The sequence below is a fragment of the Leucobacter sp. gxy201 genome (assembly GCF_051043335.1).
Lineage (GTDB): Bacteria > Actinomycetota > Actinomycetes > Actinomycetales > Microbacteriaceae > Leucobacter.
Map to the genome: position 1 here is coordinate 499,679 of NZ_JAMXWS010000001.1, position 25,861 is coordinate 525,539.

Genomic DNA, 25,861 nt, shown 5'->3' on the forward strand with positions numbered 1-25,861 from the left:
ACGATGCCTGTCGAACGCACCGCCCTACGGCAGCGGGAGGGTGACGGTGCCCGTCTCGGGAGGCGCCTCGATGCTGCGGCCGCGCAGATCGGGGATCCAGCGGAGCGTCGCCACCGAGCAGATGAGGCCTGCGAGCAGCAGCCCGCTCGACACGAGCAGCGCGCCGTGCGCACCCGAGGCGTCGATGGCGATACCCGCGAGCGCCGAACCGGAGGCGACGCCGACGAGCTGGCCGGTGCCGATCCAGCCGAACGCCTCGGCCGTCTCCGAGAACTTGATGGAGACCGCGATGATGCTCGAGATCGCGGCGAATGCGGGCGCCGTGCCGAGGCCGCCGATGAACAGCATGACGCTCAGCCACCACATGTCGAGCATGACGAGGCAGGCGGCGATGCCGACGAGCACGACGAAGAGGCGCAGCGCGAGCGACCAGGGGCGCATCTCGCGGTGCCCGAAAAGCAGACCGCCGACGAGCGAACCGCCCGCGAAGAGAGCGAGCACGATGCCCGAACGGATATCGCCGTGCCCCTGGCCGGGGCCCGCGAAGGCCGCGACGACGCCGGCCTCGAGCGACGCGAACGACGCGACCATGAAGAAGCCGACGACGGTGGTGATGACGACGGTCGGGTGGCGCAGTACCGCGCCGAAGCCGCGCTTCGGGCGGGCGAGCCGCACGGCGCCCAGGGCAGGGCTCACGATGAACCAGGCGCCGCCGACCAGCATGAAGCCGGCCGCGACGCACAGTCCGACGGTCGTGCCGAACTGCGACGACACGAAGACCGCGATGACGGGGCCGGCGACCCAGATGATCTCCTGCGCCGCCGCGTCGAGCGAGTACAGAGCCGACAGCTGCGTGGCGGGCACGAGCTTCGGGTAGATCGTGCGCACTGCCGGCGTGACCGGGGGAGTGGCGAGGCCGACGAACACCGCGATGACGGCGACGACGGGGAGCGGCAGGTGCACGACGGCGACCGTGATGAGCAGCGCCGCGCACACGATCGAGGTGACGGTGAGCACCGGGCGCATGCCCCAGCGGCCCATGAACCTGCTGCTCAGCGGGCCCGATACCGCCTGGCCCGCGCTCTGCGCCGCGAGCACGATACCGGCCGAGGTGTAGTCGCCGTAGGCGTTCTGGATGTGCAGCAGCAGAATGATCGAGAGCATGCCGAACGGGAACCTCGCGAAGACCTGCGAGAGAACGATACGGAAGACGCCGGGGTTGCGCCCCAGATCACGATAGATGCCCACCGATCGAGTATAGGTGCGAAATGCGCGCGAAAACAGTGGTTCGAGCACTCATTCCGTCACAAGATTTCGGCCGAGGGGGTGGAGATACGACGAATGGAGACGCGACGAGCGGAAACAGGACGAGCCCCGCACCCCGAGGCGATCGGGGTGCGGGGCTCGTCGAGGACGTGTCAGCTGTTGGTGGAGTAGACCGTGCCGCCGCCCGTGGCGCGGCCGCGACCGCCCGTGCGACGGCGGCCGCTGCCCGGCTGACCCTGCGTGCGGGGCTGCTGGGATCCCTGTCGATTCTGCTCCTGCCGGCCCTGGCCGGCGTTCTGGCCGCCCTGCGAACCGCCCTGACCGCTGATGCTCTGGCCGGCGCCGCCACCGCTGCGCCCGCGCCCGCCGCGCGAGCGCTTGCGCTTGGCGTTGGCGCCCTGCGACTTGCCCTCGCCCGCGGGGGCGTGCCCGGCGGCGCGCTGCTGCGCGACCTGGGCCGCGGCACGCTTGCGCTCGGTCTCCCGGGGGTCGACGCGCGGCGCGACTTCGCCGATGAGCGCGAGCACCTCGGGGGCGATCTGCGCGGCCATCGGGTTGACCTGCTGCGGGGTCACGCGGATCTTCGCGGCGCGCATGATCTGGCGCATCTCGCCGCGCTGCTCGGGCAGCACGAGCGTGACCACGTCGCCCTCGTTGCCGGCGCGGGCGGTGCGGCCCGAACGGTGCAGGTAGGCCTTGTGCTCGACCGGCGGGTCGATGTGCACGACGAGCTCGACGCCGTCGACGTGCACGCCGCGGGCGGCGACGTCGGTTGCGACGAGCACCTTCGCCTCGCCCGAGACGAACTCGGCGAGGTTGCGGTCGCGTGCGTTCTGCGACAGGTTGCCCTGCAGCTCGACCGCGGGGATGCCGCGGGCGGTGAGCTGCTTCGCGAGCTTCTTCGCCTGGTGCTTCATGCGGGTGAAGAAGATGCGGCGAGCCGTGCCCGAGGCGAGGGCCTCGATGAGGGCGTCCTTCTGATCTTTGCCCGCGATCTCGAAGACGTGGTGCGTGAGCTGCGGCACGGGCGACTCGGCGGCGTCGACCGAGTGCAGGATCGGATCGTGCAGGTACTTCTTCACGATGTTGTCGACCCCGTTGTCGAGGGTCGCCGAGAAGAGCAGGCGCTGGCCGTGCTTCGGGGTCTTGTTCATGATGCGCGTGACGACGGGCAGGAAGCCCATATCGGCCATGTGGTCGGCCTCGTCGAGCACCGTGATCTCGACACCGTCGAGGCTGACGACGCCCTGGCGCATGAGATCGTCGAGCCGACCGGGAGCGGCGACGACGATGTCGACTCCGGCTTCGAGGGCGGCCTCCTGGCGGCGCTGCGGGATGCCGCCGAAAATGGTGGTGACCTTGACGCCGATCGGGTCGGCGAGCATTTTCACGGTCTCGGCGATCTGGGTGACGAGCTCGCGGGTGGGGGCGAGCACGATGGCGCGCGGGCGGTTCGGTCGGCGCTTCCTCGCCGCGTCCTGCGCGTCGCTCGCGAGGTTCGCGACGAGGGGGATGCCGAAGGCGATGGTCTTGCCCGAGCCGGTGCGGCCGCGGCCGAGCACGTCGCGGCCGGCGAGGGTGTCGGCGAGGGTGTCGCGCTGGATCGGGAAGGCGGTCTCCTTGCCGTTCTTCTCGAGGGCGTGCGCGATGGCTTCGGGTACGCCGAGGTCGCGGAACGACGGGGCGGGAGTGGTCTGTTCGGTCACGGGGACCTTTCTGGCTGAGCAGCGCGGCGCGCGCGGGCCCGTGCTCCCGGCAGGGATCGGGCGGCGCGGTCGTGCGTCGCTGCGGTTCGGCGGGTGCAGCGCGGGGCCGCGCGCACCGTTCGCCGCGGAAAGTCTCGGGGCCTGGGGCCTCGGCTCGGGCCTGTCGAACGGCCCGGTATGCATGAAGATCAGCGACGATGGGGCCGATATCGGATCGGCCCGTGCGCACCAGTCTACCGTGCGATTTCACCAGTGCGGAAGAAGTGCCGAACTTCGCGGAAGGATCTGCACGATTCCGCCCGGTACGGGGCGGTCGCCTGGCATGATCGAGCCATGGCACGCATCACGATCCGAGAATTCCATGACGACGACCTCGACGCCGTCGTCCGGCTGTGGTGGGAGGCGCAGGCCTCCGACGAGCAGCCCGTGTACTCGCTCGCCGAGGTGACCGCCTCGTGCCGCGAGGATCACGCCGTCGTCGCCGTGCGCGACGAGATCGTGGTCGCCGCCGCGGTCGGTCGAGCGGCGCACGCCCAGGGGTGGGTCGTGTTCTTCCGGGCATCGGAGGATGCGCGCTCCGAGAACGTATCGGGCGCGCTGCTCGACGCGCTCGAGCGCAAGATGGCGCCCCTCGGGCTGTCGACGCTGTCGGTGCTGATGCCCGAGGGCAGTCGCCTCGACATGCTGACGTCGAACGGGTTCCGCGTGCGCTCGGATCTGCGCTTCCTCGAACGGCAGATGCCCGTGCAGCGGCGCGAGCTCGAACTGCTCAAGGAGGTCGGCGGCCGCATTCTGCCGCGCCACCTCTGGGGCAATGTCGCGGGTATGCGGCACGAGAAGCAGCTGCTCGAGGAGCGTCTGGTGGCTCCCCTCGCGCAGCCCGATCTCGCCGATCGCTACGGTGTCGTGCCGCCCCGGGCGGTGATGCTCTTCGGCCCGCCCGGTACCGGTAAGACGACGTTCGCGAAGGCGGTCGCCTCGCGGCTCGAATGGCCGTTCGTCGAGGTGTTCCCGTCGCGCCTGGGCGACGGCATGAGCAGTATGGCGTCGTCGCTGCGCAGCACTTTCGAGCAGATCGACGAGCTCGAGCACGGCGTCGTGTTCATCGACGAGGTGGAGGAGATCGCGTCGCGCCGCAGCGACCCGCCGACGCCGACGCAGGGCGTCACGAACGAGCTGCTGAAGATCGTCGCCGACTTCCGCAGCCGCGAGGGCATGCTGCTGATCTGCGCGACCAACTTCGTGCGCGCGCTCGACGCCGCGTTCCTGCGGCACGGCCGCTTCGACTACGTGCTGCCGATCGGCCTGCCCGACGACGAGGCGCGCGGCGCGATCTGGCGCCGGTACGTGCCGCAGGCGATCGCGGGCGAGATCGACTTCGCTGCGCTCGTCGAGCGCAGCGCGGGGCTCACCCCGGCCGATATCGAGTACGCCGCTCGACGGGCGTCGCAGGAGGCGCTGGCGCGGGCGCTGCGCTCGGGCGGCGGCACGGGCAGCGACGACGGCGAGGGGGCGGCCGCGGGCCCGGGCGCCGGCGAGCCCGGGGCCGACCTCACGACGGGTGACTACCTCGCCGCGCTCTCGGTCACCCGTGCGACGGTATCGGACGAGCAGCAGTCCCTGTTCCTCGAAGACATCGAGGAGCTCGCGCGGCTCTGAGCGCGGGGCGATCCCTGGCGGCCATGGGCCCAGAGCGGAAAGTTCGTGCAACCACTTGCACACTTGCCAAGTGGTAACTATTCTTGCAACTACTATCCGAACTGCGAAAGGGATTGCATCATGAACACCGAGATCACCCGCGAGGAAGCGGCCGCCGCGCTCGCGAAGACCGACCTGCTCGCCGCGAACATGCGCCGCGACCTCACGGCGATGCGCGTCGCGATGGCGGCCTTCGGCATCGGCAGTGCGGGAGCGATGCTCATCATGGGGCTCGTCGGCATGGGCGGGCAGCCCGGCGCCCTCGTCGCCGGCGTCGTGCTGCTCATCGCGGCGATGATCCCGGTGCAGATCGTCGGCGTGCGCGCCAAGGCCCGCGTCTCGAAGTTCGCCCGCCGCTACCTCATCGCCATCCTCGTCTGGGGCGTCGTCTACGCGGCCGGCATGATCGTCGGCGGCTTCGTCTTCCCGCTCGTGCCCGCGTTCTGGATTCCGGCGGCCGTCGTCAGCGCCCTGCCCGGCCTCTGGTTCGCCGCGACCGCCCGGGACGCGCGATGAACCACCCGCGCAGCGCGCTCGACAAGGAGCTGCTCGCGCCGCTCAGGCTCTCGATCGCGGCTGCGCTCTCGCGGGTCGGCGAAGCCGACTTCGGCAGCGTGCGCGATGCGATCGAGACGAACGACGCCGAGCTGTCGCGCCAGATCACCCGGCTGCAGGCCGCCGGCTACCTGACGATCGACAAGCGCAGCAGCGGCCGCTACGGCAAGACCTGGCTGGCGCTCACCGATGCGGGGCGCGAAGCGCTCGCGGGGCATGTCGACGCCCTGCGCAGGATCACCGGCGAGTGAGCCGCGCTTTCGGGAGGGCACGGCCCCGGCCCGTTGTCGGCGGCATCCGATAGCTTCATGAGCGACGCCGGGGTCGGCCCGGCAGGCGGAAGGAGACGGCATGTTCGTGCAGCAGCGCAGCGAGGGCGGCCAGCGCCTGGTCACCAGCGCGAGCGACCTGACGGCGGCGAGCGCCTGCGAGTTCGCGTTTCTGCGCCGCGTCGACGCGAGGCTCGGCCGCGACATCGAAGTGCCGCCCGACGACGACCCGATGCTCGCCCGTGCGGGCCGGCTGGGCGACGCGCACGAAGAGCGCACGCTCCAGGACTACCGGCGGCGCTTCGGCCAGGGATCGGCGGGGGAGCCGGGCGGGGTCGTCGAGATCCCGCGGCCCGACTCCATGCACGAGGCCGACCTCGTCGCCGTCGCCGAATCGACCGTGCGGGCGCTCGCCGGGCGGGCCGATCTCGTCTTCCAGGCGACCTTCTTCGACCCCGCGCAGCGCGCTGCGGGCGACCCGGGCTCGGAAGGCGCAGGCGGTGCGGGCGAGCTCGAGATCGGCTTCATCGGTTTCGCCGACTTCCTCGCGCACACGGGCGACGGCGCCTACGAGGTGCAGGATACGAAGCTCGCGCGCCGCGCGAAGGTGACCGCGCTGATGCAGCTCGCCGCCTACGCCGAGCAGCTCGAGCGCATCGGCATCCCCGTGCGCGACGAGGCCGTGCTCATCCTCGGCGACGGCGCGCACTCCCGGCACCGCATCGCCGACATCGCTCCCGTCTTCCGCGCCCGCCGCGAACGGCTCCACCGCATCCTGCTCGACCGCGCCGCCGCCACCGGCCCCGACGGGGCGCGCGAGACGGCCGCGGCGATCGCGTGGGGCGCGCCCGGCATCGCCGCCTGCGGCCGCTGCGAGGTCTGCGAACCCGAGATCGTGCGCACCCGAGACCCGCTGCTCATCGCCGGCATCCGCGCCGCGCAGCGCGACGCGCTCGTCGCGGCCGGCGTCGGCACGATCGACCGCGTCGCCGAACTCGCACGGCTCGTACCGGGCGACGGCGGCCCGGAGATCGCCGGCATCACCGCGCAGGCGCTCGCACGCCTTGCCCGGCAGGCCGCGGCCCAGATCGGCGCGGTACCGGGGGAGGCGCCGCCCTTCCGCGTCACCGACCCGGCACCGCTCGCGGCGATCCCTGCCCCCGATGACGGCGACATCTTCTTCGACTTCGAAGGAGACCCCATGTACCGCGAGCCCGGCCCCGACGGGTCGGCGCGGTGGGGCATCGACTACCTCTTCGGCTGGGTCGACCGTGCCGGCGAGTTCTCGGCGCTCTGGGCGCACGATCTCGTCGCCGAGCGCGAGGCCCTCATCGCGTTCATCGCGTACGTCGCGGCGCGCCGCCGCGCGCACCCCGGCATGCGCATCTACCACTACGCCGCCTACGAGCGCACCCACCTGCTGAGCCTCGCCGCCCGCCACGGGGTCTGCGAGGCCGAAGTCGACGAGCTGCTGCGCGAGCACGTGCTGGTCGACCTCTACCCGATCGCGCGCCGCGCGCTCACCGTCGGCTCGCGCTCGTACTCCATCAAGAAGCTCGAACCGCTCTACATGGGCGCGGAGCTGCGCGACGAGGCGGGCGTCACCAACGCCGCGCAATCGGTGACCGAGTACGCCGAGGCCGTCGAGCAGCTGGCCTCGGACGACCCCGCCGCGCGTGCCGCGGGGCAGCGGCGCCTCGACGACATCGCCGACTACAACCGCTACGACTGCGTCTCGACGCTCAGGCTGCGCGACTGGCTGCTCGGCCTCGCCGACGAGCACGGCATCGCACCGTTCCCGGCGGCGTCCGCGGACGACGCCGCGCAGCCTCCCCTCGAACTCAGCCCCGTCGCCGCACGCCTCGCCGTGCACGCCGACGCCTGGGGCCCCGGCCCCGAGCGCTCCGCGATCGCGCTCGCCGGCAGCGCCATCGACTACCACCAGCGCGAGCAGAAGTCGTTCTGGTGGGAGCACTTCGCGAGACTCGTCGACCCCATCGACGACTGGGCCGACACCCGAGACGTGCTCGTCGTCGACTCCGCCCGCAGCCGGGTGGGCGAGGACTGGTTCGTGCCGCCGCGCGCCCGGGCCGAGCGACGCCGCCTCGAGCTCCGCGGGGCGCTCGCCCCCGGCAGCGGCCTGCGCGCGGGCAGCGACGCGTTCCTGCTCTACGAGCACCCGGCGCCCTTCCCGCAACCGGGCGCCGCCCCCGGAGCCCGCGGAGCGAAACAGGTGAAGATCATCGACGGGGCCCCGGCCCCGTCAGACGCAGGCTCCGGTGACGATGCCCGCGAGACGCTCGTCATCGTCGAGGAGATGATCGGAGGCGCAGCGCAGTACCGCGAGCTGCCGGTCGCGCTGGTGCCCGGCCCGCCGCCGCGGGCCGGCGCGCAGAAGGGCGCGATCGAGGAGTGGGGCGCCCATCTCTCGGAGGCGCTCGACCGCGGCGAGTTCCCCCGCGACCCCGTCGTCGACCTCGTGCTGCGCGAGACGCCGCGGGTGCGGGCCGGCGCCGGGGCCGGGCTCGTGCGCCCCGAATCGGAGGAGGCGCTCGCCGCCGGGGGCGGCGACCCCGAGGCGCGCACCATCGGAGCCGTCGTCGAGAGCCTGCGCCGACTCGACCGCAGCACGCTCGCGGTGCAGGGCCCGCCCGGCACCGGCAAGACCTATCTCGCCGCGCACGTGATCGCGCGGCTCGTCGCCGACCACGGCTGGCGCATCGGCGTCGTCGCCCAGTCGCACCGCGTCGTCGAGAACGTGCTCGACGCCGTGGTCGGCACGGGCCTCGCGCCCGGCCTCGTCGGCAAGGTGCCGCAGGGCGGCAGGCTCTCCGATGACGACCCGAGGCCGCCGTACACGGTGCTGCAGCCGAACCGGCACCGCGCCTTCGCCGAGGGGCACCGCGACGCCGGGCGCGGCTGCGTGATCGGCGGTACGGCCTGGGACTTCAGCAACGAGACCCGCTTCGGGCGCCGCAGCCTCGACCTCCTCGTCGTCGACGAGGCCGGGCAGTTCTCGCTCGCCCCGACCATCGCCGCATCCGTCGCGGCCGAGCGGCTGCTGCTGCTCGGCGACCCGCAGCAGCTGCCCCAGGTGTCGCAGGGGTCGCACCCCGAGCCCGTCGACTCCTCGGCGCTCGGCTGGCTGCTCGGTGCGCACGAGACCATGCCCGCCGAGCTCGGCTACTTCCTCGCCGAGACCCGGCGCATGCGGCCCGAGCTCGCCGGCATCGTCTCCGAGCTCGCCTACGACGGGCGCCTGCACGCCCACCCTGCGGCGTCGCAGCGCGAGGCGGTCGGCGTGGGTGCCGCGGGGCTGCACTGGCATCCGGTGCGGCATTCGGGCAATGCGACGGCCTCGAACGAGGAGGCCAGCGCCGTCGCGCGCATCGCGCACGACATGCTGCGGGGAGCACTGCGCGCGAGGGGTGCGCCCGAACGCCGGCTCGACGAACGCGACGTCATCGTCGTCGCGGCCTACAACGCGCAGGTCGGGCTGATCGCGGAGGCGCTCGCCGAGGCAGGCCTGCCCGGCGTGCGCGTCGGCACCGTCGATAAATTCCAGGGCCAGGAGGCCGTCATCGCGATCGTCAGCCTCGCCGCGTCGAGCGCCGACGATATTCCGCGGGGCGTCGAGTTCCTGCTCATGCGCAACCGCTTGAACGTCGCGATCAGCCGCGCGCAGTGGGCGGCGCACCTCGTCTCGTCGACCCGGCTGGGCGACGGCCTGCCGAGCTCGGCCGAGGGCGTCGCGGCGCTCTCGGGGTACCTCCGCCTGCTCGAACGGGCCGAACGGGCCGAACCGGCCGAGCAGGCCGTGTCGGCGGGATAGCCTGGAGGCATGGTGACACCCCGAGGCCCGTTCAAGACTCCGCCGTCCAGACGGCTCCCGCCGCGCGAGGCACCCGCGACCGCGCACGCGCCGCTGGCGCTGCCCGCGTCGGAGCGTTCGCGCATCCCCGCGTTCGAGGTCATGCGCATCACCGATGAGATCGCGAAACGCCGAGCCGCGGGCCACGATGTGGTCTCGCTCTGCGCCGGCGAACCGAGCGCCCGCCCCGTCCCGGGCACCATCCGCCCCGCCGGATACACGGGCCCGCTCGGTACGACGCCGCTGCGCGAAGCCATCGCCGGGCACTACCGCGCCTGGTACGGCATCGAGGTCGACCCTGCCCGCGTCGCCATCACCACCGGCTCATCGGGCGCCTTCCAGCTCGTCTTCCTCGCCGCCTTCGACCCGGGCGACCGGGTCGCGCTCGCGAGCCCCGGGTACCCCGCCTACCGCAACATCCTCACGGCGCTCGGCGTCGACGTCGTCGAGATCCAGACCGGTCCCGAGACCCGCTACCAGCCGACACCCGAGCTGCTCGACGCGGCCGTCGCCGCGGGCGGACCGCTCGCCGGTCTCATCATCGCGTCGCCCGCGAACCCGACCGGCACCATGCTCAGCCGCACTGAGCTGCAGGCGCTCGACGCGTGGTGCCGCCGCGGCCGCACGCGCCTCATCAGCGACGAGATCTACCACGGCATCACGTTCCCCGAGACGGGCGATGCCGATAGGCGTGGCATCTCGGCGCTCGAGCTCGACCCCGACGCCATCGTCATCAACTCGTTCTCGAAGTACTGGGGCATGACCGGGTGGCGACTCGGTTGGGCCATCCTGCCGGAAGACCTCATCGCCCCGTTCGAAGCGCTCGCTTCGAATTTCGCGCTCTCGCCGCCGGCCCCGGCGCAGGAGCTCGCCCTCACCGCCTTCAGCGACGAGAGCTACGCCGAACGCGACGCGATCGTCGCCGGTTTCGCCCGGGCCCGCGCCCTCATCCTCGAGGCCGAACCGCAGCTCGAGTGGGGCGTCGCCGCGCCATCGGACGGCGCGTTCTACTACTACTCCGAGCTCGGCGAGGCGCTGCTCGAACGCTACGGCGACTCGGTGTCGTACGCCCGGGCACTGCTCGAAGCCGCCGACGTCGCCCTCGTGCCCGGCGTCGACTTCGACCCCGCGCAGGGGCATCGGGCCGTGCGCCTGTCGTACGCGGCGGGGGAGCCGGCGGTCGCCGAGGCGCTCGACCGCATCATCCGCTTCCAGCGCAGTTGACGCTGAGCGGGCCGCGGCGCATTCGCCGACCGGACCGCTCAGCGATTCAGCGGGCTGCATGCTGGAGTTCCTTACCGAAGGTGGGGACCGACCGGTCTCAGCTCATGCTTCCGGCTCCGACTCGGTCTCCGGCACCGCGAGCAGCGCGAGGGTCCGCTGCGCTTCGTAGACGGCCGCGTCGAACCCGATCTCCGGGTCGGTCATGATGCGCTCGGTGGCGATGGCGTGCGTACGCACCTGCAGATCTGCGTGAGTCTGCAGACGGCCGACGACCGGCAGCGCGGCTTCTCCGAGGGCCGCGAATGCGCGACTCAGGCTCAGCTGCACCTCGCGGTCGCCCCGGGCGAACTGCGATGACAGCTCCTCGGCCAACGCCGCTTCGCGTCCGTCGGGTACGAGCCCTGCGGCGGTGCGCCACGCCGTGCGCGCCACCTCGTCGTCGCTGTCGCGCAGCAGCTCCGAGGTGATCGCGGGCCAGGTGCTCGGCGCTCCGATCTTCGACAGCGTGTGGAGCGCCTGGCTCCGCGCCTGCGCGGCCTCGGAGTGCAGTTCCGGGAGCACCCGATCGAGCACCGCCGCCTGATCGTGGCGGATCAACGCCCAGGTGAGCATGTCGCGCACGTAGAAGTCCGGTTCGACTGCGCAGCGCTCGACGAGGACGTCGATGTAGTCGGGCGACGGTTTCGTGCCGGCAGTGAGCGCGGCCTGCAGACGCCCCGAAGACGTCGGTGCGTCGAGCGCGGCCCGAAGCCGTGCTGCCGGGTCATCGTTCTGTTTCATCTGGGTCATGGTAACAACCTGTGTTCCCTTCCTACAGGCTGGTCGCGGTGAGGAGTCTACGAGACGGGGCGCCGAGGCTCTCCGCCGGGAATAGCTGCGAGCCACGACGAGGAGCAAGGGCCCCCAGGCGAGCATCGGGGCGTAGGCTGCAGTGATCTGGGCGGCCTGCGGGCGTTCGCGGATCGGGCGCAGGTCGCCTCCGGGTTCACCGACGATCTGCAGATCCGGTCTGGCAGAGGCCGCTGTGAAGTAGTTGTAGATGTAGATGGCGGCGATGGTCATGACGATCACCGCTCCTGCGACAGCGAACCTCGTGACGATCCGTGAGGAGAGCTCGCGCCCGCCGACGATCGGGACGCGAGACGGAATTCGCTCGCCCCATGGGCGCACGAGTCCTACGGAGAGGAATGCGACTGCCAAAGGACCCGCGGAGAGGATGACGAAGTACCACCAGTTCTCCGGCTCTTCGCCGATGACTCGCAGCCGCCAGATGGCGGAAGGCAGCACGGTCAGCGGGATCAGCCAGGCCATGCCGACGATCCAACGATTCGGCTGGGCATACATGGTTCTACGCTCCCTGCTCTTCGCGTGATCGCTCTGCTCCACAGTGCGGGCTGCGAGATCTCCAGATCGCGACGGCCAGGAGGAGCACGGAGAGACCCCATAGCAAGCAGAAGGTGCCGAAGGGCCACCCTCCGCGATCCTCGAGAATGCTTCCGGCGACCGTGAAGACGCCCAACGCGGCCAGTGCTGCTCCGAGCACGGCGAGGGGAGGAGCGAACGCGACCGGGTGCCACCGCTGGGTCACCGGGAGGAACGGCAGGAGGACAGCGCACAACATGAGAGCGCCGACGCCTGCGTTCGCCCATTGCGCGAGCGAGATCTGCGCCGCGTTCGCGTATTGGAGCGTCTCTGCAGCGGTGACATGCGGGCCGCCGTGGATGCCGAGCTTCCCGGCGAAGGCGAAGTCCGCCTTCGCCACGATGTAGAGGGCGGTGAAGCCGGCCGACACCAGTGCCGGGATGCGAATCGTCATCGGAGTCATGGATTCTCCCTTCTGCGGTCTCGGCCTCGGTGGAGCACCCCGCGCGCAGCGCGCATCGTGGTGATGGTTCCGCGGATGACCAGTTCCTTTCCGAGGCCCCCGAGCCATGATGCGAGCGCGAATCGCCGCAGGCGATCGCGGCCGGTGACGAGCTGGACCCGGCCCGTGAACCGTCCGAGGTCGATGCAACGGATGATGTAGTCGTGCTGGAAGGGCGGCGGCGTTCGCAGGCCTTCGACTGCAGTGATGACGTCTGCGGCGTGCGCGCCCATCGGCAGCGCGGTCGCGCACGACATGCGCAGGTGACTCGCATCAGGGCCGGCGACGCATATCGCATCCCCGGCACCGATGATGCGCGGATGATTCGCGACCTGCAGCGTCGGTGTGACGACCAAACGTCCTCGGTCATCGGTCGGAAGCCCCGAAGATGCGGCGAGAGGCGGAGTCTGCAGACCGGTGCAGTCGACGAGAAGCTCGTCCGGGGGGTTCGGCGCGTCCCGCTCGGAGAAGACGAGAGGGATCCCGAGCCTGTCGAGGCGTCGTTGCTGCGCCCGGTGATAGGCGTCCTCAGGCCAGGCGGTGCGAGAGGCCAGCGTCACGTCGCGGCCTGCCGTTGCCAGGGCGGCCGCGGTCTCCACTCCCGTGAGCCCGGCTCCGAGCACCCGGACAGGGGCGTAGGGGCGCCGGGCGAGCGTGTCGGAGAGCCGGGCCGCGGCGTGTTCGTTGGCGACACTGTGCCGCTGCCTATGGTCTCTTCGGTGACCCGAGCCGACGGTTACGATGAGCCAGTCGAAGTCGATCTCTTCTCCTGATGCCAGAACGACGAGGTTGTCGTCCGCGTCGATCCGATCCGCGGTCGAGGTGATCGTCTTGATCTCATGGTGCAGCACTCGGTCCATGGGGATCCGGGCATGCGGCCGGTGGTTCGCCGCGACACGATGGAGTCTCACCCGTTCGACGAAATGCGGAACGGGGTTGACGATGGTGACGTCGAACCCTCTGCGGGCGAGCTTGTTCGCAGCGACGACTCCTGCGTATCCTGCTCCGAGTACGAGTGCTCGGGTCATGTTGATACCTCCTGAGTATGGTCGTGCTGAGTGCGATCGGGCGATGGCCGGCGACGGGGATTCTGCGTACTTCTCGACCAGAACGCCCAGGCGGCGACAGTCAGGGCGGCGCCGAATCCGGCGAAGGCCGTCACTCCGATCCATGCCACCAGCAGCGCGTCTTGCGGTGCGGGGAAGTCTCCGGCGGGGATGGCGAGAACACCGGCGGAGACGAGGGCGGTGTAGCCGATGCCGATGAGGCCGTAGGGCAGGAGCGTCCCTGCCCCGACGGCCGACGGGACCAGCAGCAGCCACCGAGGAATGACTCGGCTCCACGGCAGGACGAGCATCCACAAGAGCAGGGCGCCGGCGCACGAGAAGAGCACTGTCGGATCCAGCCCGAGGTGTTGCAAACGGAGCCAGACATCCGAGGCTCCATTGCTCGCAGAAATGCGCGCGACATCTTCCCCGGACCGTCCGGCGAATGAGCCGCCAGTCGCCCAGAGCGTCTTCATCCACGCATACGGAAGAAGTGCGATCGTTCCGAAGACAGCTGCGATCCGGGCGGTGTACGGGTTCGCTGCCGACAGTGAGAGGCCTCGAGCTGGGAATCGCCTTGCCGTGAACATCGTGAGCAGGACGGCGCCGACCGCGGAGAATGCACGCGCAACGAGCGTCCACAGATCTTCTGGAAGCTGCCCGGAGACGATCATCAGCAGATCCTGCAGCAACCCCCACGTCGACAAGACCGCGACCCCTGTCAGGATCCACAGCCAGCTTCTCTTGCCGAATCTGCGGCGCGATATCACCGTCCCGGCAGCCGTGATGCCGAGCACCGGCCCGATGATGGTCTGCAGCCAGGAGACCGCGTCCGGCTTCGTGTCATCCTGCGCGATGAGCACGGCGGTGAAACGGGCGAGCTGGAGGGTTGCATACACCGACCCCCAGACCGCTACTCCGACAGCCGCGCCCCGGTACGGGTGAGTCGGGGGAGCGCTGTTCGCATGCTGGTCCCTCATGATGGAATCACTCCTCGGGCGATTGTTCTGAGCAGTCGCTTCAGCAGGATCCGGTGCATGCCGGTACCGAAGACGGCCAGCCGGTATAGCGCGCCCTGAAGCCCGGCGAACGTTGCATGCGAGCGGATCCGCACTGTCACCCGGTCGTCGACGTCCGCGTCGACCAGGATCACCATGGCGTATTCCGAGAGCAGATGGCGGCCCGACAGCACCAGGGCTCGTGGGCGGTCGATGTGCGAGACGGCGAAGCCCGGCACTGCCGACCCTTGTTCTGGGAATCGACCATCGGCGAAACGGGGGCGAGCTCGGACGGCGCTCGCATAGGCCCGTGCGGCGCCGTTGTCGAACCCGCCCACACAGGCGAGCAGGCTCGCCCAGACGGCGGCCGGCGGTGCCGCCGCACCGGTTCGGTGTTCATCCAACAGCGGCAGCTCCGTGTGCGCCGAGCTGTTCCGGGATCCGCGCATCGCCGTCATCGTCGTTCACCTGTTCGCGCCGATCAGTGCGGCGATGTCGTTCGCGATCCGCTCCGGCTGTTCACCGTTCACCGCGTGCGAGGCTCCCTCGTAGACGTGCACGATGGCATTCGGGAAGCTCCGTCGCGCAGTCGCCGCAGCCTGCCGAGCGTCATGGATCGCCGAGTCGCCGCCGATGATCACCAGCGTCGGTACGGTGATCCTGCGCAGCTCCGCTTCGGGGATCAGCTTCAGCTGCGGCAGCCGTAGGATGAAGTGCTTCATGCCCGCCTCGATCATCTCGGCCACGGGAAGATCTGCCACGGGTGCACCGCCCGCCATGTAGGAGTTGAACCCGTCGCGCCACGACTTCGGGAACCAGCGCACCGTGGCAGGTAACGAATGCATGATCATCCGAACCGGGAGGTTCGCGAGTGTGAGCGCTGCATCGATGAGGGTGAGCGTGGCGACCTTGCCCGCGTCATGCAGCACGAGGTTCGCCGCGCTCCATCCGCCGAAGGAGATGCCGGCGAGGTGGAAGGCTTCCTCGGGAAGCGCCTGCATCGTCTGGGCGAGCCACGTCGCCTGGTCCGCGGCGTCGGTGATCGGACGATCTTGAACGCTCATGCCCGGTTCGCCCAGCAGATCCACGGCGTAGACGTCTCCCAGCTCGAGCAGCGAGGGCATGTTGTCCGCCCAGATGGGAGTGCCGGATGATTTTCCGGGCAATAGGAGCAGAGGATGCGGGCCGGAGCCCGCGCCGGCGAAGCGGTAGCAGCGGACCGAGCCGAAATCGGTGCGGATATCGAGTGTTTCAGCGGGCTGGGGCAGGCTCGCGAATGCACGTGCATACGCGTCCATGTATCGTGCCCGCCCCTGGGGGGAGTCCCAGCGACCGAGGAGTTTCGCTGCGTCGTCGATTGTTCTCATCTTGAGACCTAACCATTGGTAAGTGTTCTCACCATAGGTTAGGATCGGAGGCATGGCAACCCAGAAGATCGCAGGGCGCGGTGAATCCTTCACCGAGCAGGCTCGGCGCGCGCAGCTCATCGGCATCACCCGGAACCTGATCGCCGAACGCGGCCACCGGGGCACTTCTCTGCAGAGCATCGCCGATGCCGCCGGTATCACCAAGGCAGCCGTGCTTTACTACTTCCCCACGAAGGCCGCCGTGATCGAGGCCGCGTACGGCGAAGTCGTCGCCGCCCTCGCGCGCGACGTCGGAGCGGCCGTCGAGGCAGCGGCTCCGGGGCATGAGCCCGCGGCGTACATCCGCGCCATGGTGCATCATCTGCACGAGCACCCGCAGCACACCCGCATCTTCGCCGAGGCCGTATTGCACGACGAGCGGCCTCACAGCAGAAAAGAACGTTGGCAGCCGCTGGCGGCACTCATCGAGACGGCTGCGGGCCAAGACGCGGTAGACGCTCGTGATGCCCGCGCGACCGCGATCATCATCGGCGGCGCCATCGACGGCATCATCGCCGAGCAGCTCGACGACCCCGATTTCGATTCCGGGCATGCGGCAGAAGTGCTCATAGCGATGCTGCCGGGGGCGTCGAACGCGGCGACCGAATCCTAGGAGTCACCGCCCGTCGGTATGCGATCCTCCGTGGATCTGGGATTTCGCCCGGGTTACGGGCATTCCTTCGGCAGAAGACATTTGGAAGAGGAACCCTGGCGCGGTGGGGAGACACCTGCGGGGGACAGATCCAGGGGAGAATCCGAAGCGAGGCGAGCCCGCCCCGATGAACGGCGAAGGCCGTGCGGAGGACGATGATCTCTTCCTCCGCACGGCCTGCACTCGGGGGAGCGTCAGTACTCGATGACGCTGCGGATGCCGCGACCCTGGCGCATCTCGGCGAACGCCTCGTTCACCTCGTCGAGCGCGATGCGATCGGTGACCATCGAGTCGAGGTCGACGAGGCCCTCCATGTAGAGATCGACGATCTTCGGGAAGTCGATCGACTGGCGGCTCGAGCCGTAGTTCGAACCGATGAGCTTCTTCTCCTGGTCGCTCATCACGAACGGGTCGATCGAGATCTTCACGCCGTCGGCGACCTGGCCGACGACGACCGCGGTGCCGCCGCGGCGCACGGCCTCGTAGCAGGCCTCGATCGTGAAGGGCAGTCCGATCGCCTCGAAGGCGTAGTCGACGCCGCGACCGTCGGTGAGCTGCTGCACGGTCTCGAGCAGGTCGACCTCGCGGCTGTTGATCGTGTGTGTCGCGCCGAACTTGCGGCCGAGCTCGAGCTTGTCCTCGCTGACATCGGCGAGAATGATCTGCTTCGCACCCGCGAGGCGTGCGCCCTGCACGACGTTCAGGCCGACGCCGCCGCCGCCGACGACGAGCACGGTCGAGCCGGGCTCGACCTTCGCCGTGTTGACGACCGCTCCGATGCCGGTGGTCACGGCGCAGCCGACGAGGGCGGCCTGCGCGAGCGGGGCGTCCTTGCGGATCTTGATGGCGGCCGAGGCCGGCACCATGGCGTGGTCGCCGAAGGAGCCGACGGCGAGGAAGCTCTTGACGTCGTCATCGCCGTCGCGCAGACGGGTCTTGCCGTCGAAGAACACGTGGTTGTACGCGGTCTCGTTGGCGAGCTGGCAGAGCACGGGGTTGCCCGAGACGCAGAACTCGCACCTCTGGCACGACGGGGTCCACGAGAGGATCACGTGGTCGTCGACCTCGAGATCGTCGACCTCGCTGCCGACGGCGATCACGACTCCGGCGCCCTCGTGCCCGAGCACGAGCGGTGCCGGGGTGGCCCAGTCGCCGTCGAGCGCGTGCAGATCCGAGTGGCAGACGCCCGAGGCGGCCATCTTGACGAGCACCTCGCGGGGGCCGGGCTGGTCGGAGATCTGGAGATCGCGGAGCTCGAGGGGCTGTTCGGCGCCGACGAAGACGGCGGCTTTCACGTTGACCATGGAGTGTCCTTTCAGAGGGTGGATGGCAGGCGGGGGAGCAGGCCCGGGGGATCCGAGCCCGATCGGTTCGCGCGTCAGGCGGCGACGGCCGCCTCGGCGATGCGGGGGCTGCGGAAGCTGCGGATGAGCGCGAGGATGCGCTCGACCTCCCCTGCGGGGAAGGCAGTGGCCTTGAAGACGGGCGGGATGAGCACCCAGACGAACGAGCCGCCCATCGGCACGATGCTCAGTGTGCGGCCGTCGACGGCGGAGGCGATCAGATCGATCTCGCGCAGTTGCCCGCCGACTTCGCGGTTGACCGCGTTCAGGCGCGGGCCGGGAGCGGGGCGGGTCGCCTGGCCGACCTTCTTCGGTACGTACCGTACCGCGCCCTTCTCGCGGAATGAGAGTTCGATGCCGCTGGGCACCCGAGTGTCCGCAGGCAGCGTCGCCATGATCCGCAGGTTGTACACCCGCGAGAAGATGTAGTTGCCGGGGTCGTACGACAGCGTCAGGGTGATGCCGTCGGCTGTGCGCACCGTGGCGGTGGTCTGGTCGGCGGCCGTCACCTCGCCGAACTGGGCCGCGGTGTGCTGCAGCGCGGCCCGGGCGCGGTTGACGATCGGGCCCTCGCCCGCGAGTGCGTCGCGGCGGGGCCGTTTCCCGGACTTCACTTCGTCTCCTCCGTCTCGAGTGCGCCCTCCGCTTCGAGCGCGTCGTCGTACTCGTGCTCGAGACCCTCCGAACGCACGACGATGTTCGTCTGCGTCTCGGTGAGATCGGTCGGGGCGAAGAGCGGCAGGCGGTTCATCTTCAGCCAGATGATCGCGAAGATCGCGATGGCGGCGATGACGATGCCGGCGCTGCCCCAGATCACGAGGCGCTGCGACATCTCGGGCACGATGAAGACGATGAGGTAGGTGCACGAGGCGATGCCGAGAATCTGCGGCAGCGGGTAGAGCGGCGTCTTGAAGGGGCGATGCGCCTGCGGGTAGCGGCGACGCAGCACGACGACGTCGACCTGGGCGATGATGTAGCTCAGCAGCCAGGTGGTGCAGGCGATGCTGATGAGGTTCAGGATCATCTCGATGCCGCCGTCGGAGAAGGTCGAGTACAGCAGCACCGAGGCCATGCAGCCGGCGGTGACGAGCATGCCGGTCCAGGGGACGCGGCTGCGGGGGCTCACCTTCGAGAGCCACTTCGGCAGCAGGCCCTCGTTCGACAGGCCGTACAGCATTCGCGGGATGGCGGCGAGGTACGAGTTGCCGGTCGAGAACGAGGCGAGGATGGTGACGACGGTCATGATGAGGCCGCCGGTGGCGCCGAAGATCGCGGTCGCGCCGACGACGTGCGGGATCGACGAGGTCGCCATCTCGGCGAGGTCGGCGTAACGGGTGGCGCCCCAGCCGAAGAGCACGTCGACGAGGAAGATGGTGCAGACGCCGATGACCATGGCGAGGGGGATGTTCTTCCAGGGCTTCTTGACCTCTTCGGCGAGGGGAGCGACGAACTCCATGCCGATGTAGAGCCAGATGGCGACGGCGCCCATCGAGGCGAGCGTGCCCCAATCGGTCGCGAGGAAGTCGTTCTCGACAGGGGTGCCGGTCGCGAAGCCGGTGATGCCCGCGAGGCCCATCACGGCGAGGATGCCCATCATGCCGAACACGACAGGGATCTGGAAGCGCGCGAAGATGTCGACGCCCGAGATGTTCAGGGTCAGCAGGATGGCGAGCAGGATGAAGGAGAAGAGCGGCGCTGGGAAGCCGGTGAGCGATTCGAAGGAGTCGCCGGCCACGAGCAGCTGCGTGCCGCCGTCGGCGGAGACGAGCACGAGGTAGCCGCCGAGCACTGCGATGATCGCCATGAGGCGGCCGAGCGCGGGCAGCGTGTACTCTCCGACCATGCCGCCGCCCGGCAGCATCGATGCGAGCTCGCCGTACGAGATGGCCACCATGACGATGATGATGAGGCCGATGAATGCCGGGATAGCGAAGGCGAGCCCGCCCGTGCCGAAGCCGTTGCCGAGAGAGACCATGGCGGTCCCGGAAACGACGAGTCCGGTGGAGGCCGCGTAGGCGGCGCCGAACCCGAGGCTCCTCTTGAGCTTGGTTCTGGACATGTCTCAGCTCCTTTGCTGTGTGCTGTGTCGTGAACGAACGTCCAGCAGACAGCTTGCTCCCTCCGTGCACGTTCCGCATTCGACACAGTGGTGATCTGGAGGAGAATGCTGGCCGGTCTGCCATTGGATCGTGCGAGGTTTCGACATCAGTCTGTCGAAATCAAATTCGACTACTGGACGTTCTGCTCCGAAGGCTGGAAATAGCGCAGGGCGAGCGTGAGCTCGGCGCGCACCTGGTAGTCGTCGAGATCGCTCGAGGTGATGTTCGCGATCTGCTCGAGCCGGTTCGCGAGCGTGTGCCGGTGGATGCCGAGTTCGCGGGCGGCCGGTTGCTGTCGGCCGTGCTGCTCGAGCCAGACGCGGAGGGTGCGCAGCAGCTCCGCGCCGCCTGCGGCGTCGGTGGCCTCGAGCGGGCCGAGCAGGCGCCGGGCGACGTGCGAGGCGTCCGACGCGTCGATCAGGTCGGTCACGCCCTCCCGCCAGATGTCGGGGAAGCCCGTGACGCCCGCATCGCCGCGTCGCAACCCGAACTCGGCAGCCTTCTTGGCTTCCTCGAGCGCGAGCGGCAGCCCCTCCCACACGTCGCAGTGCGAGCGTCCGATGACGAGCCCGAACGGAGCGAGCCGGTCGATGAACGCGTCGGCGTCGGCCTCGTTCACGAGGATGGCGGTGTCGCTGCGGTACTGCGCGAAGAAGAACGGCTCTTCACCCTCGAGGCGCAGCTTGTCGAGCGCGGGCAGCAGGCGCGAAGCGTCGAAGTGCTGGGGGATGCCGATCAGCGCGACGAGCGGCGGCTGCGGGAGCGGCCCCCACACGCTCTGCACGATGTGCCGGGTGACGTCGATGCTGCCCGAGAGCAGCAGCTGCAGCAGCGCCTCGCGCAGTGTGCGCTGCAGCGCCTCGAGGGTCTGGTTCTGCGCGAGCGAGACGCTCACGAGGGCGAGCACGCTCGAGAGCACGTTGCGCGACACGTCGTCGAAGCCGCGGCTGAGGGTGAGCGCCAGTACGCCGGTCGGGTAGTCGGCGCCGCCGAGGGTCTGCAGCACGACCTCGATCTCGGGGGTGGCCTGCAACGATACGAAGCGCTGCCCGTTCTCGAGGGTCTGCTGCACGATCGGGGTGAGCTCGGCCTCGGGCAGGAGGCGCCCGTCGGGCGACTCGATCAGCGTGAGGGGGCGGCCGAGCGGGTCGTAGAGCGCGACGCCGCAGCCGAGCTGGCGGGCGGTCTCGCGCAGCGTCGCCGTGAGGCCGTCCTTGCGCGTGGCGGCGTTCGCGATGGCCTTCTGGGCCCGCAGCGATCGGGTGTACCGCTCGGTCTGGTCGCGCTGCAGCACGCGTGCCGCCTCCTGCAGCAGATCCATGAACGAGATCTCGTACGGCACGTCGAAGAGGATGAGCCCGTGGCGGTGGCAGGCGAGCGCGAGCTCGTGCGGAATGCCTCGGTGCACGACATCGCTGCCGAAGCCGATGCCCTTGACGCCGTAGGCGGCGACGAGGGCCGCGTAGTCGTCGTAGATGCGCGCGAGGCGCTCGGGGTCGATGCGTACCTCGGGGATGGAGGCATCGGCCGATTCGGTGATGGGGAACTGCCAGCCGAGCGTCAGGATGACCTCGGCCGGGCCGAGGAACGGGGTCGGGTCGATGAGGTCGGTGGCGTGCAGCCACTCGAACTCCTCGTCGAACGCTCCCTCGCCGCCCGCGCCGTCGCTCTCGTCGCCCGCGACGACGAGGCGCAGATGCAGCGAGGGGTTCTGGAGCAGTCTGCGCAGGCTGAGCGACATCGCGGGGAGGGGTCAGGCGCCGAGGCGGATGGGGGTGCTCTCGGCGACGCCGATGCGCTGCTGCAGGGCGGCCGGCACGACGAGCACGGGCAGTTCGGTATCGACGCCGAGCTCTGCGAGCGCCTCGAGCTCGGCCCCGCCGAGATCGACGACGAGCGCGGTGATGGAGTCGACGAGCGGGCCCTCGAGGCCGGCGACCGCGCGGCTGAGCGCCGACCGCAGGGCGCGGGCGAGGTCAGCGGTCTCCGCGCCCGTGAGCGCCACCGCTGCCGTGGAGTAGGCGACGCCGTCGCCCGAGAGCGCCTCGGCGATGATGCGGGTCCCGGATGACTGCGCAGTCTCCGCCGCTTCGGACGCGTCGCGCGCTGCGTCCTCGAGTCGCGCCCGCACTTCGAGGACGCTGCTCGACCCTCCCGACGAGGTCGTGAAGGGGAGCGGAACGGCCGAAGGAGCGCCACCGTGATCGTGATGATCGGGTGACGCTCCTCCGAAAGTGAACTTCAAATCCATGAGGTTCAGCCTACTCCCCGCATCGGCCTCGCCGGGCGGGGAGGGACGGGGTTACGCGCTGGCGAGCACGTCCTCCAGCGACTTCGAGGCGAGGTCGGGGAACGCGACGGCGACGCCGTGGTTCGCGATGACGCCGTCGTGCGCGTTCAGGCCCTTGGCGAGCGACGCGTCGTCGTTCAGCGCCTTCTCCCAGCCCTTGTCGGCCAGTGCGACCGCGTAGGGGAGGGTGGCGTTGGTGAGCGCAGCGGTCGAGGTCTCGGGGACCGCGCCGGGCATGTTCGCCACGCAGTAGTAGATCGAGTTGTGCACCGGGAAGGTGGGGTCGTCGTGCGTGGTTGCGTGCGAGTTCTCGAAGCAGCCGCCCTGGTCGATCGCGATATCGACCAGCACCGAGCCGGTCTTCATCTGGGCGACCATCTCGTCGGTGACCAGCTTCGGCGCCTTCTCGCCCGGGATCAGGACCGAGCCGATGACGAGATCGGCTTCCTTGAGCGCCTCGGTGATGTTGTGGGCGTTCGAGGTGCGGGTCTGGATCCGACCGTTGAACTCGTCCTCGAGCTGCTTCAGGCGGGGGAGAGCGATGTCGATGACGGTGACCTCTGCGCCCATGCCGTAGGCGATGCGTGCGGCCTGCTCGCCGGCAGCGCCGCCGCCGATGACGACGACCTTGCCGCGACGGGTCGCGGTGACGCCGCCGAGCAGGATGCCGCGGCCGCCGTTGGCCTTCATGAGCGAGTAGGCGCCGACCTGCACCGAGAGGCGGCCCGCGACCTCGGACATGGGGGCGAGCAGCGGCAGCGCGCGGTTGGGCAGCTGCACGGTCTCGTAGGCGATGGCGGTGGTGCCCGACTCGAGCACGGCCTCGGTGAGCTGCTTGTCGGCGGCGAGGTGCAGGTAGGTGAAGAGGACCTGGCCCTTGCGCAGCTTCGCGTACTCCGAGGGGATGGGCTCCTTGACCTTGAGGATCATGTCGGCCTCGGCCCAGACGCCGTCGGCGCCGTCGACGATCCGGGCGCCGGCAGCGGCGTACTCCTCATCGGTGATGGCCGAGCCCAGGCCCGCGCCCGACTGCACGAGCACCTCGTGGCCGCGGCGGGTCAGCTCGAAGACGCCGGCTTCGGTGATGGCGACACGGTTCTCGTTGTTCTTGATCTCGGTAGGAATGCCGACGCGCATGTTTGCTCCTCTTGTGGCGGTGGAGTGATTCGGGGAGGATCACTGTGATAGCCCGTATCGCGCGGTGACACGAGGGCCGCGACCTCGACAAGGGCAATGCACTGATTGTGCAGTATATTCGTCGGTTTTCAATAAGTCATGAATGCTATTCGGAAAATTGGCGCTATTCTTGTCCGAAATACCGCAATAAAGGATAAGAGTGACTGAAACTTCGAAGAATCTGCGCGCCGATTCCGACCTGGACGCGATCGATCGGAAGATCGTCGAGGAGCTGCAGGCGAACGGCCGCATCACGAACGCCGAGCTCGCCGATCGCGTCGGCGTCGCCGCATCGACCTGCATCGCGCGCGTGCGCAGCCTCGTCAGCCGCCGCATCATCACCGGCTTCACCGCCAGTGTCGATCCGCGGGCGATGGGGCTCGAGCTGCAGGTGCTCGTCAGCGTCACCGTGCGTTCGGGCGCGCGCCAGCGCATCTCCGAGCTGAGCGAAGAGCTGCGATCCCTGCCCGAAGTGATGCAGCTCTTCTTCCTCGGCGGAGTCGAGGATTTCATCATTCACCTGGGCGCCCGCGACTCCGACCACGTGCGCGAGTTCGTGACCGAGCACCTGTCGGCGCACCCCGCGGTCTCGTCGACGCGCACCAGTCTCGTCTTCAGCCATCATCAGAATCCTGTGCGGTCATTCGCCTGATTTCGGGCACCGGATGCGTTTGGGTCCGGTCCAGAGTCGTTCTCTCCAGTATTTCCTGCTGAATTTTGTCTGAGAGTCTCACCGTTGCACAGCCGTTACCAAGCTGCGCATATACTTCCTCAGTGTGGTGCGCGAGCGCCTAAGTAATTTTCATGTCCAGCACGTCGCAAAGTGGCGAAAGCAGAATAGGAAACCTTCTCCATGGACTTCCAGGGATTTCTCGACTGGTTGAGCGGAATTATTTGGGGGCCCTTCGTCCTCATCCCGCTCCTCTTCCTGACCGGTCTCTACCTGACCATCCGCCTCGGCGGGCTTCAGTTCTTCCGCCTCGGCGCGGCGATCAACCTCGGCATCATCCGCCGTCGTGACCCGGGCTCCAAGGGCGATATCTCGCAGTTCCAGGCGCTGACCACCGCCCTCGCCGCGACGGTCGGCACCGGCAACATCGTCGGCGTCGCGACCGCGATCGGCATCGGCGGCCCCGGCGCGCTGTTCTGGATGTGGGTCACCGGCGTGCTCGGCATGGCCTCGAAGTACTCCGAGGCGTTCCTCGCGGTGCGCTACCGCACCGTCGACGCCAAGGGCGAGCGCAACGGCGGCCCCCAGTACTACCTGGAGAAGGGCATCAAGGGCCCGGTCGGCAAGATCCTCGGCTGGTCGTTCACCATCTTCACCGTGTTCGCCTGCTTCGGCATCGGCAACATGACCCAGTCGAACGCCATCGCGGCGAACGTCGAGAACAGCTTCAACGTGCCGATGTGGATCACCGGCGCCGTCGTCGCCGTGCTCACCGCGATCGTGCTCATCGGCGGCATCAAGTCGATCGGTAAGGTCACCTCGGCGTTCGTGCCGATCATGATCGTCTTCTACGTCGGCGCAGCGCTCTACATCCTGTTCGCGAACATCGTCGACGTGCCCGCCGCCTTCGCGCTGATCTTCACCGACGCGTTCACCGGCACCGCCGCCACCGGCGGCTTCCTCGGCTCGGTCTTCATCATCGCCGTGCAGTACGGCTTCGCCCGTGGCATCTTCTCGAACGAGTCGGGCATGGGCTCGGCCGCGATCGCCGCCGCCGCAGCGCAGACCAGCCACCCCGTGCGCCAGGGCCTCGTCTCGATGACGCAGACCTTCATCGACACCATCATCGTCGTCACCATGACCGGCCTCGTGATCATCACGACCGGCACCTGGAACAGCATCGATGCCGAAACCGGCGAACAGGTGTCGCCGGCGCTGATGACGAGCGAGGCGTTCTCGCACGGCCTCCCGGGGCAGTGGGGCCATTGGGTCGTGACGCTCGGCCTCATCTTCTTCGCCTACTCGACGCTGCTCGGCTGGTCGTACTACGGCGAGCGCGCGCTCGAGCGCATCTTCGGCCGCCCCTCGGTCATCCCGTTCCGCGTCGTGTGGGCCATCGTCGCCTTCGTCGGCGCGACCACGCAGCTCAGCCTCGTGTGGTCGTTCTCGGACGTGATGAACGGCCTGATGGCGCTGCCGAACCTCATCGGCCTGCTCATCCTCTCGGGCCTCATCGCCCGCGAGACCAAGGCGTACCTCAAGTTCGACCCGAAGCTGCGCGCTACCGAGCCCGAGATCCGCGCCGCCCTCAAGGACGAGCCCGGCTACCAGGAGTGGCTGACGCAGGAGGACGACATCGACGTCCAGATCGACGAGCACCAGAAGAAGAAGCAGGCCCGCTAGACCGTCGGCTTCATCGCGACTGAGGGTCGGGGCGGCATCGCCGCT

Annotated in this window: 22 protein-coding genes; 8 read left to right on the plus strand and 14 right to left on the minus strand. The window is 69.4% G+C overall.

Features of this window, described 5'->3' with window-relative positions:
• Positions 1 to 24: 24 nt before the first annotated feature.
• Positions 25 to 1,248: an MFS transporter gene (locus tag NHL51_RS02270; RefSeq protein WP_434141529.1), complete on the minus strand. Its 1,224-nt coding sequence runs from the start codon at positions 1,246 to 1,248 to the stop codon at positions 25 to 27.
• A gap of 170 nt (positions 1,249 to 1,418) precedes the next feature.
• Positions 1,419 to 2,972: a DEAD/DEAH box helicase gene (locus tag NHL51_RS02275; RefSeq protein ID WP_434141530.1), complete on the minus strand. Its 1,554-nt coding sequence runs from the start codon at positions 2,970 to 2,972 to the stop codon at positions 1,419 to 1,421.
• A gap of 333 nt (positions 2,973 to 3,305) precedes the next feature.
• On the opposite strand from NHL51_RS02275, the gene NHL51_RS02280 reads away from it, so the two are divergent.
• The 5 genes from NHL51_RS02280 (at position 3,306) to NHL51_RS02300 (ending at position 10,589) form a co-directional block, all read left to right on the plus strand.
• Positions 3,306 to 4,631, plus strand: a complete 1,326-nt coding sequence (locus tag NHL51_RS02280; RefSeq protein ID WP_434141531.1) for an ATP-binding protein — start codon at positions 3,306 to 3,308, stop codon at positions 4,629 to 4,631.
• 120 nt (positions 4,632 to 4,751) lie between these two features.
• Positions 4,752 to 5,186 (plus strand): hypothetical protein, encoded by a 435-nt coding sequence (locus tag NHL51_RS02285; RefSeq protein WP_434141532.1) that lies wholly within the window; start codon positions 4,752 to 4,754, stop codon positions 5,184 to 5,186.
• Positions 5,183 to 5,476: a transcriptional regulator gene (locus NHL51_RS02290; protein ID WP_434141533.1), complete on the plus strand. Its 294-nt coding sequence runs from the start codon at positions 5,183 to 5,185 to the stop codon at positions 5,474 to 5,476. Before NHL51_RS02285 ends, NHL51_RS02290 begins: the two co-directional genes overlap by 4 nt.
• A 100-nt stretch (positions 5,477 to 5,576) precedes the next feature.
• Positions 5,577 to 9,326, plus strand: coding sequence for a TM0106 family RecB-like putative nuclease (locus tag NHL51_RS02295; RefSeq protein WP_434141534.1), 3,750 nt, complete (start codon positions 5,577 to 5,579; stop codon positions 9,324 to 9,326).
• Between the two features lie 9 nt (positions 9,327 to 9,335).
• Entirely contained in the window at positions 9,336 to 10,589 is a 1,254-nt protein-coding gene (locus NHL51_RS02300; RefSeq protein WP_434141535.1) for a pyridoxal phosphate-dependent aminotransferase, read from the plus strand.
• Positions 10,590 to 10,691: 102 nt separating this feature from the next.
• On the opposite strand, the gene NHL51_RS02305 is transcribed toward NHL51_RS02300, so the two are convergent.
• The 6 genes from NHL51_RS02305 to NHL51_RS02330 form a co-directional block, all read right to left on the minus strand.
• Entirely contained in the window at positions 10,692 to 11,933 is a 1,242-nt protein-coding gene (locus NHL51_RS02305; protein WP_434141536.1) for a HEAT repeat domain-containing protein, read from the minus strand.
• A gap of 4 nt (positions 11,934 to 11,937) precedes the next feature.
• Complete coding sequence (locus NHL51_RS02310; protein WP_434141537.1) at positions 11,938 to 12,414, minus strand: hypothetical protein; 477 nt, start codon at positions 12,412 to 12,414, stop codon at positions 11,938 to 11,940.
• Complete coding sequence (locus NHL51_RS02315; RefSeq protein WP_434141538.1) at positions 12,411 to 13,481, minus strand: NAD(P)/FAD-dependent oxidoreductase; 1,071 nt, start codon at positions 13,479 to 13,481, stop codon at positions 12,411 to 12,413. Before NHL51_RS02315 ends, NHL51_RS02310 begins: the two co-directional genes overlap by 4 nt.
• Entirely contained in the window at positions 13,478 to 14,296 is an 819-nt protein-coding gene (locus NHL51_RS02320) for a hypothetical protein (RefSeq protein ID WP_434141539.1), read from the minus strand. The genes NHL51_RS02315 and NHL51_RS02320 overlap by 4 nt, the downstream gene beginning before the upstream one ends.
• Positions 14,297 to 14,475: 179 nt before the next feature.
• Positions 14,476 to 14,955, minus strand: coding sequence for a hypothetical protein (locus NHL51_RS02325; protein ID WP_434141540.1), 480 nt, complete (start codon positions 14,953 to 14,955; stop codon positions 14,476 to 14,478).
• Positions 14,956 to 14,961: 6 nt separating this feature from the next.
• Positions 14,962 to 15,990 (minus strand): alpha/beta fold hydrolase, encoded by a 1,029-nt coding sequence (locus tag NHL51_RS02330; RefSeq protein ID WP_434141541.1) that lies wholly within the window; start codon positions 15,988 to 15,990, stop codon positions 14,962 to 14,964.
• On the opposite strand from NHL51_RS02330, the gene NHL51_RS02335 reads away from it, so the two are divergent.
• Positions 15,917 to 16,516: a TetR/AcrR family transcriptional regulator gene (locus NHL51_RS02335; RefSeq protein WP_434141542.1), complete on the plus strand. Its 600-nt coding sequence runs from the start codon at positions 15,917 to 15,919 to the stop codon at positions 16,514 to 16,516. The two genes, NHL51_RS02330 and NHL51_RS02335, sit on opposite strands and share 74 nt — an antisense overlap.
• 233 nt (positions 16,517 to 16,749) lie before the next feature.
• On the opposite strand, the gene NHL51_RS02340 is transcribed toward NHL51_RS02335, so the two are convergent.
• The 6 genes from NHL51_RS02340 to ald form a co-directional block, all read right to left on the minus strand.
• Positions 16,750 to 17,859, minus strand: coding sequence for a Zn-dependent alcohol dehydrogenase (locus NHL51_RS02340; protein ID WP_434141543.1), 1,110 nt, complete (start codon positions 17,857 to 17,859; stop codon positions 16,750 to 16,752).
• Positions 17,860 to 17,933: 74 nt separating this feature from the next.
• Complete coding sequence (locus NHL51_RS02345; RefSeq protein WP_434141544.1) at positions 17,934 to 18,512, minus strand: hypothetical protein; 579 nt, start codon at positions 18,510 to 18,512, stop codon at positions 17,934 to 17,936.
• Positions 18,509 to 19,957, minus strand: a complete 1,449-nt coding sequence (locus NHL51_RS02350; protein ID WP_434141545.1) for an APC family permease — start codon at positions 19,955 to 19,957, stop codon at positions 18,509 to 18,511. Before NHL51_RS02350 ends, NHL51_RS02345 begins: the two co-directional genes overlap by 4 nt.
• 170 nt (positions 19,958 to 20,127) lie before the next feature.
• Complete coding sequence (locus NHL51_RS02355) at positions 20,128 to 21,738, minus strand: helix-turn-helix domain-containing protein (RefSeq protein ID WP_434141546.1); 1,611 nt, start codon at positions 21,736 to 21,738, stop codon at positions 20,128 to 20,130.
• Positions 21,739 to 21,750: 12 nt separating this feature from the next.
• Positions 21,751 to 22,248 (minus strand): hypothetical protein, encoded by a 498-nt coding sequence (locus NHL51_RS02360; RefSeq protein ID WP_434141547.1) that lies wholly within the window; start codon positions 22,246 to 22,248, stop codon positions 21,751 to 21,753.
• A gap of 51 nt (positions 22,249 to 22,299) precedes the next feature.
• A complete protein-coding gene (gene ald, locus NHL51_RS02365) occupies positions 22,300 to 23,424 on the minus strand; it encodes an alanine dehydrogenase (RefSeq protein WP_434141548.1) in 1,125 nt (374 codons plus the stop codon).
• 199 nt (positions 23,425 to 23,623) lie between these two features.
• Here ald and NHL51_RS02370 point away from each other — a divergent pair, with 199 nt between their 5' ends.
• Positions 23,624 to 24,115 carry an Lrp/AsnC family transcriptional regulator gene (locus NHL51_RS02370; RefSeq protein WP_434141549.1) on the plus strand — a complete coding sequence of 164 codons (492 nt, stop codon included), beginning with the start codon at positions 23,624 to 23,626 and terminating at the stop codon, positions 24,113 to 24,115.
• 201 nt (positions 24,116 to 24,316) lie between these two features.
• The gene (locus NHL51_RS02375) at positions 24,317 to 25,816 is read left to right on the plus strand and encodes an alanine/glycine:cation symporter family protein (RefSeq protein ID WP_434141550.1); all 1,500 of its coding nucleotides are present in this window, start codon (positions 24,317 to 24,319) and stop codon (positions 25,814 to 25,816) included.
• The last annotated feature ends 45 nt before the right edge of the window (positions 25,817 to 25,861 follow it).

Bases quoted from the DNA above. Each gene is read 5' to 3' on its own strand.
- NHL51_RS02340 (WP_434141543.1), bottom strand. From the start codon at position 17,859: ATGGTCAACGTGAAAGCCGCCGTCTTCGTCGGCGCCGAACAGCCCCTC.
- NHL51_RS02325 (WP_434141540.1), bottom strand. From the start codon at position 14,955: ATGACGGCGATGCGCGGATCCCGGAACAGCTCGGCGCACACGGAGCTG.
- NHL51_RS02375 (WP_434141550.1), top strand. From the start codon at position 24,317: ATGGACTTCCAGGGATTTCTCGACTGGTTGAGCGGAATTATTTGGGGG.
- NHL51_RS02285 (WP_434141532.1), top strand. From the start codon at position 4,752: ATGAACACCGAGATCACCCGCGAGGAAGCGGCCGCCGCGCTCGCGAAG.
- NHL51_RS02310 (WP_434141537.1), bottom strand. From the start codon at position 12,414: ATGACTCCGATGACGATTCGCATCCCGGCACTGGTGTCGGCCGGCTTC.
- NHL51_RS02305 (WP_434141536.1), bottom strand. From the start codon at position 11,933: ATGTATGCCCAGCCGAATCGTTGGATCGTCGGCATGGCCTGGCTGATC.
- NHL51_RS02335 (WP_434141542.1), top strand. From the start codon at position 15,917: ATGGCAACCCAGAAGATCGCAGGGCGCGGTGAATCCTTCACCGAGCAG.
- NHL51_RS02295 (WP_434141534.1), top strand. From the start codon at position 5,577: ATGTTCGTGCAGCAGCGCAGCGAGGGCGGCCAGCGCCTGGTCACCAGC.
- NHL51_RS02360 (WP_434141547.1), bottom strand. From the start codon at position 22,248: ATGGATTTGAAGTTCACTTTCGGAGGAGCGTCACCCGATCATCACGAT.
- NHL51_RS02350 (WP_434141545.1), bottom strand. From the start codon at position 19,957: ATGTCCAGAACCAAGCTCAAGAGGAGCCTCGGGTTCGGCGCCGCCTAC.
- NHL51_RS02280 (WP_434141531.1), top strand. From the start codon at position 3,306: ATGGCACGCATCACGATCCGAGAATTCCATGACGACGACCTCGACGCC.
- NHL51_RS02300 (WP_434141535.1), top strand. From the start codon at position 9,336: ATGGTGACACCCCGAGGCCCGTTCAAGACTCCGCCGTCCAGACGGCTC.
- NHL51_RS02355 (WP_434141546.1), bottom strand. From the start codon at position 21,738: ATGTCGCTCAGCCTGCGCAGACTGCTCCAGAACCCCTCGCTGCATCTG.
- NHL51_RS02315 (WP_434141538.1), bottom strand. From the start codon at position 13,481: ATGACCCGAGCACTCGTACTCGGAGCAGGATACGCAGGAGTCGTCGCT.
- NHL51_RS02330 (WP_434141541.1), bottom strand. From the start codon at position 15,990: ATGCCGATGAGCTGCGCGCGCCGAGCCTGCTCGGTGAAGGATTCACCG.
- ald (WP_434141548.1), bottom strand. From the start codon at position 23,424: ATGCGCGTCGGCATTCCTACCGAGATCAAGAACAACGAGAACCGTGTC.
- NHL51_RS02290 (WP_434141533.1), top strand. From the start codon at position 5,183: ATGAACCACCCGCGCAGCGCGCTCGACAAGGAGCTGCTCGCGCCGCTC.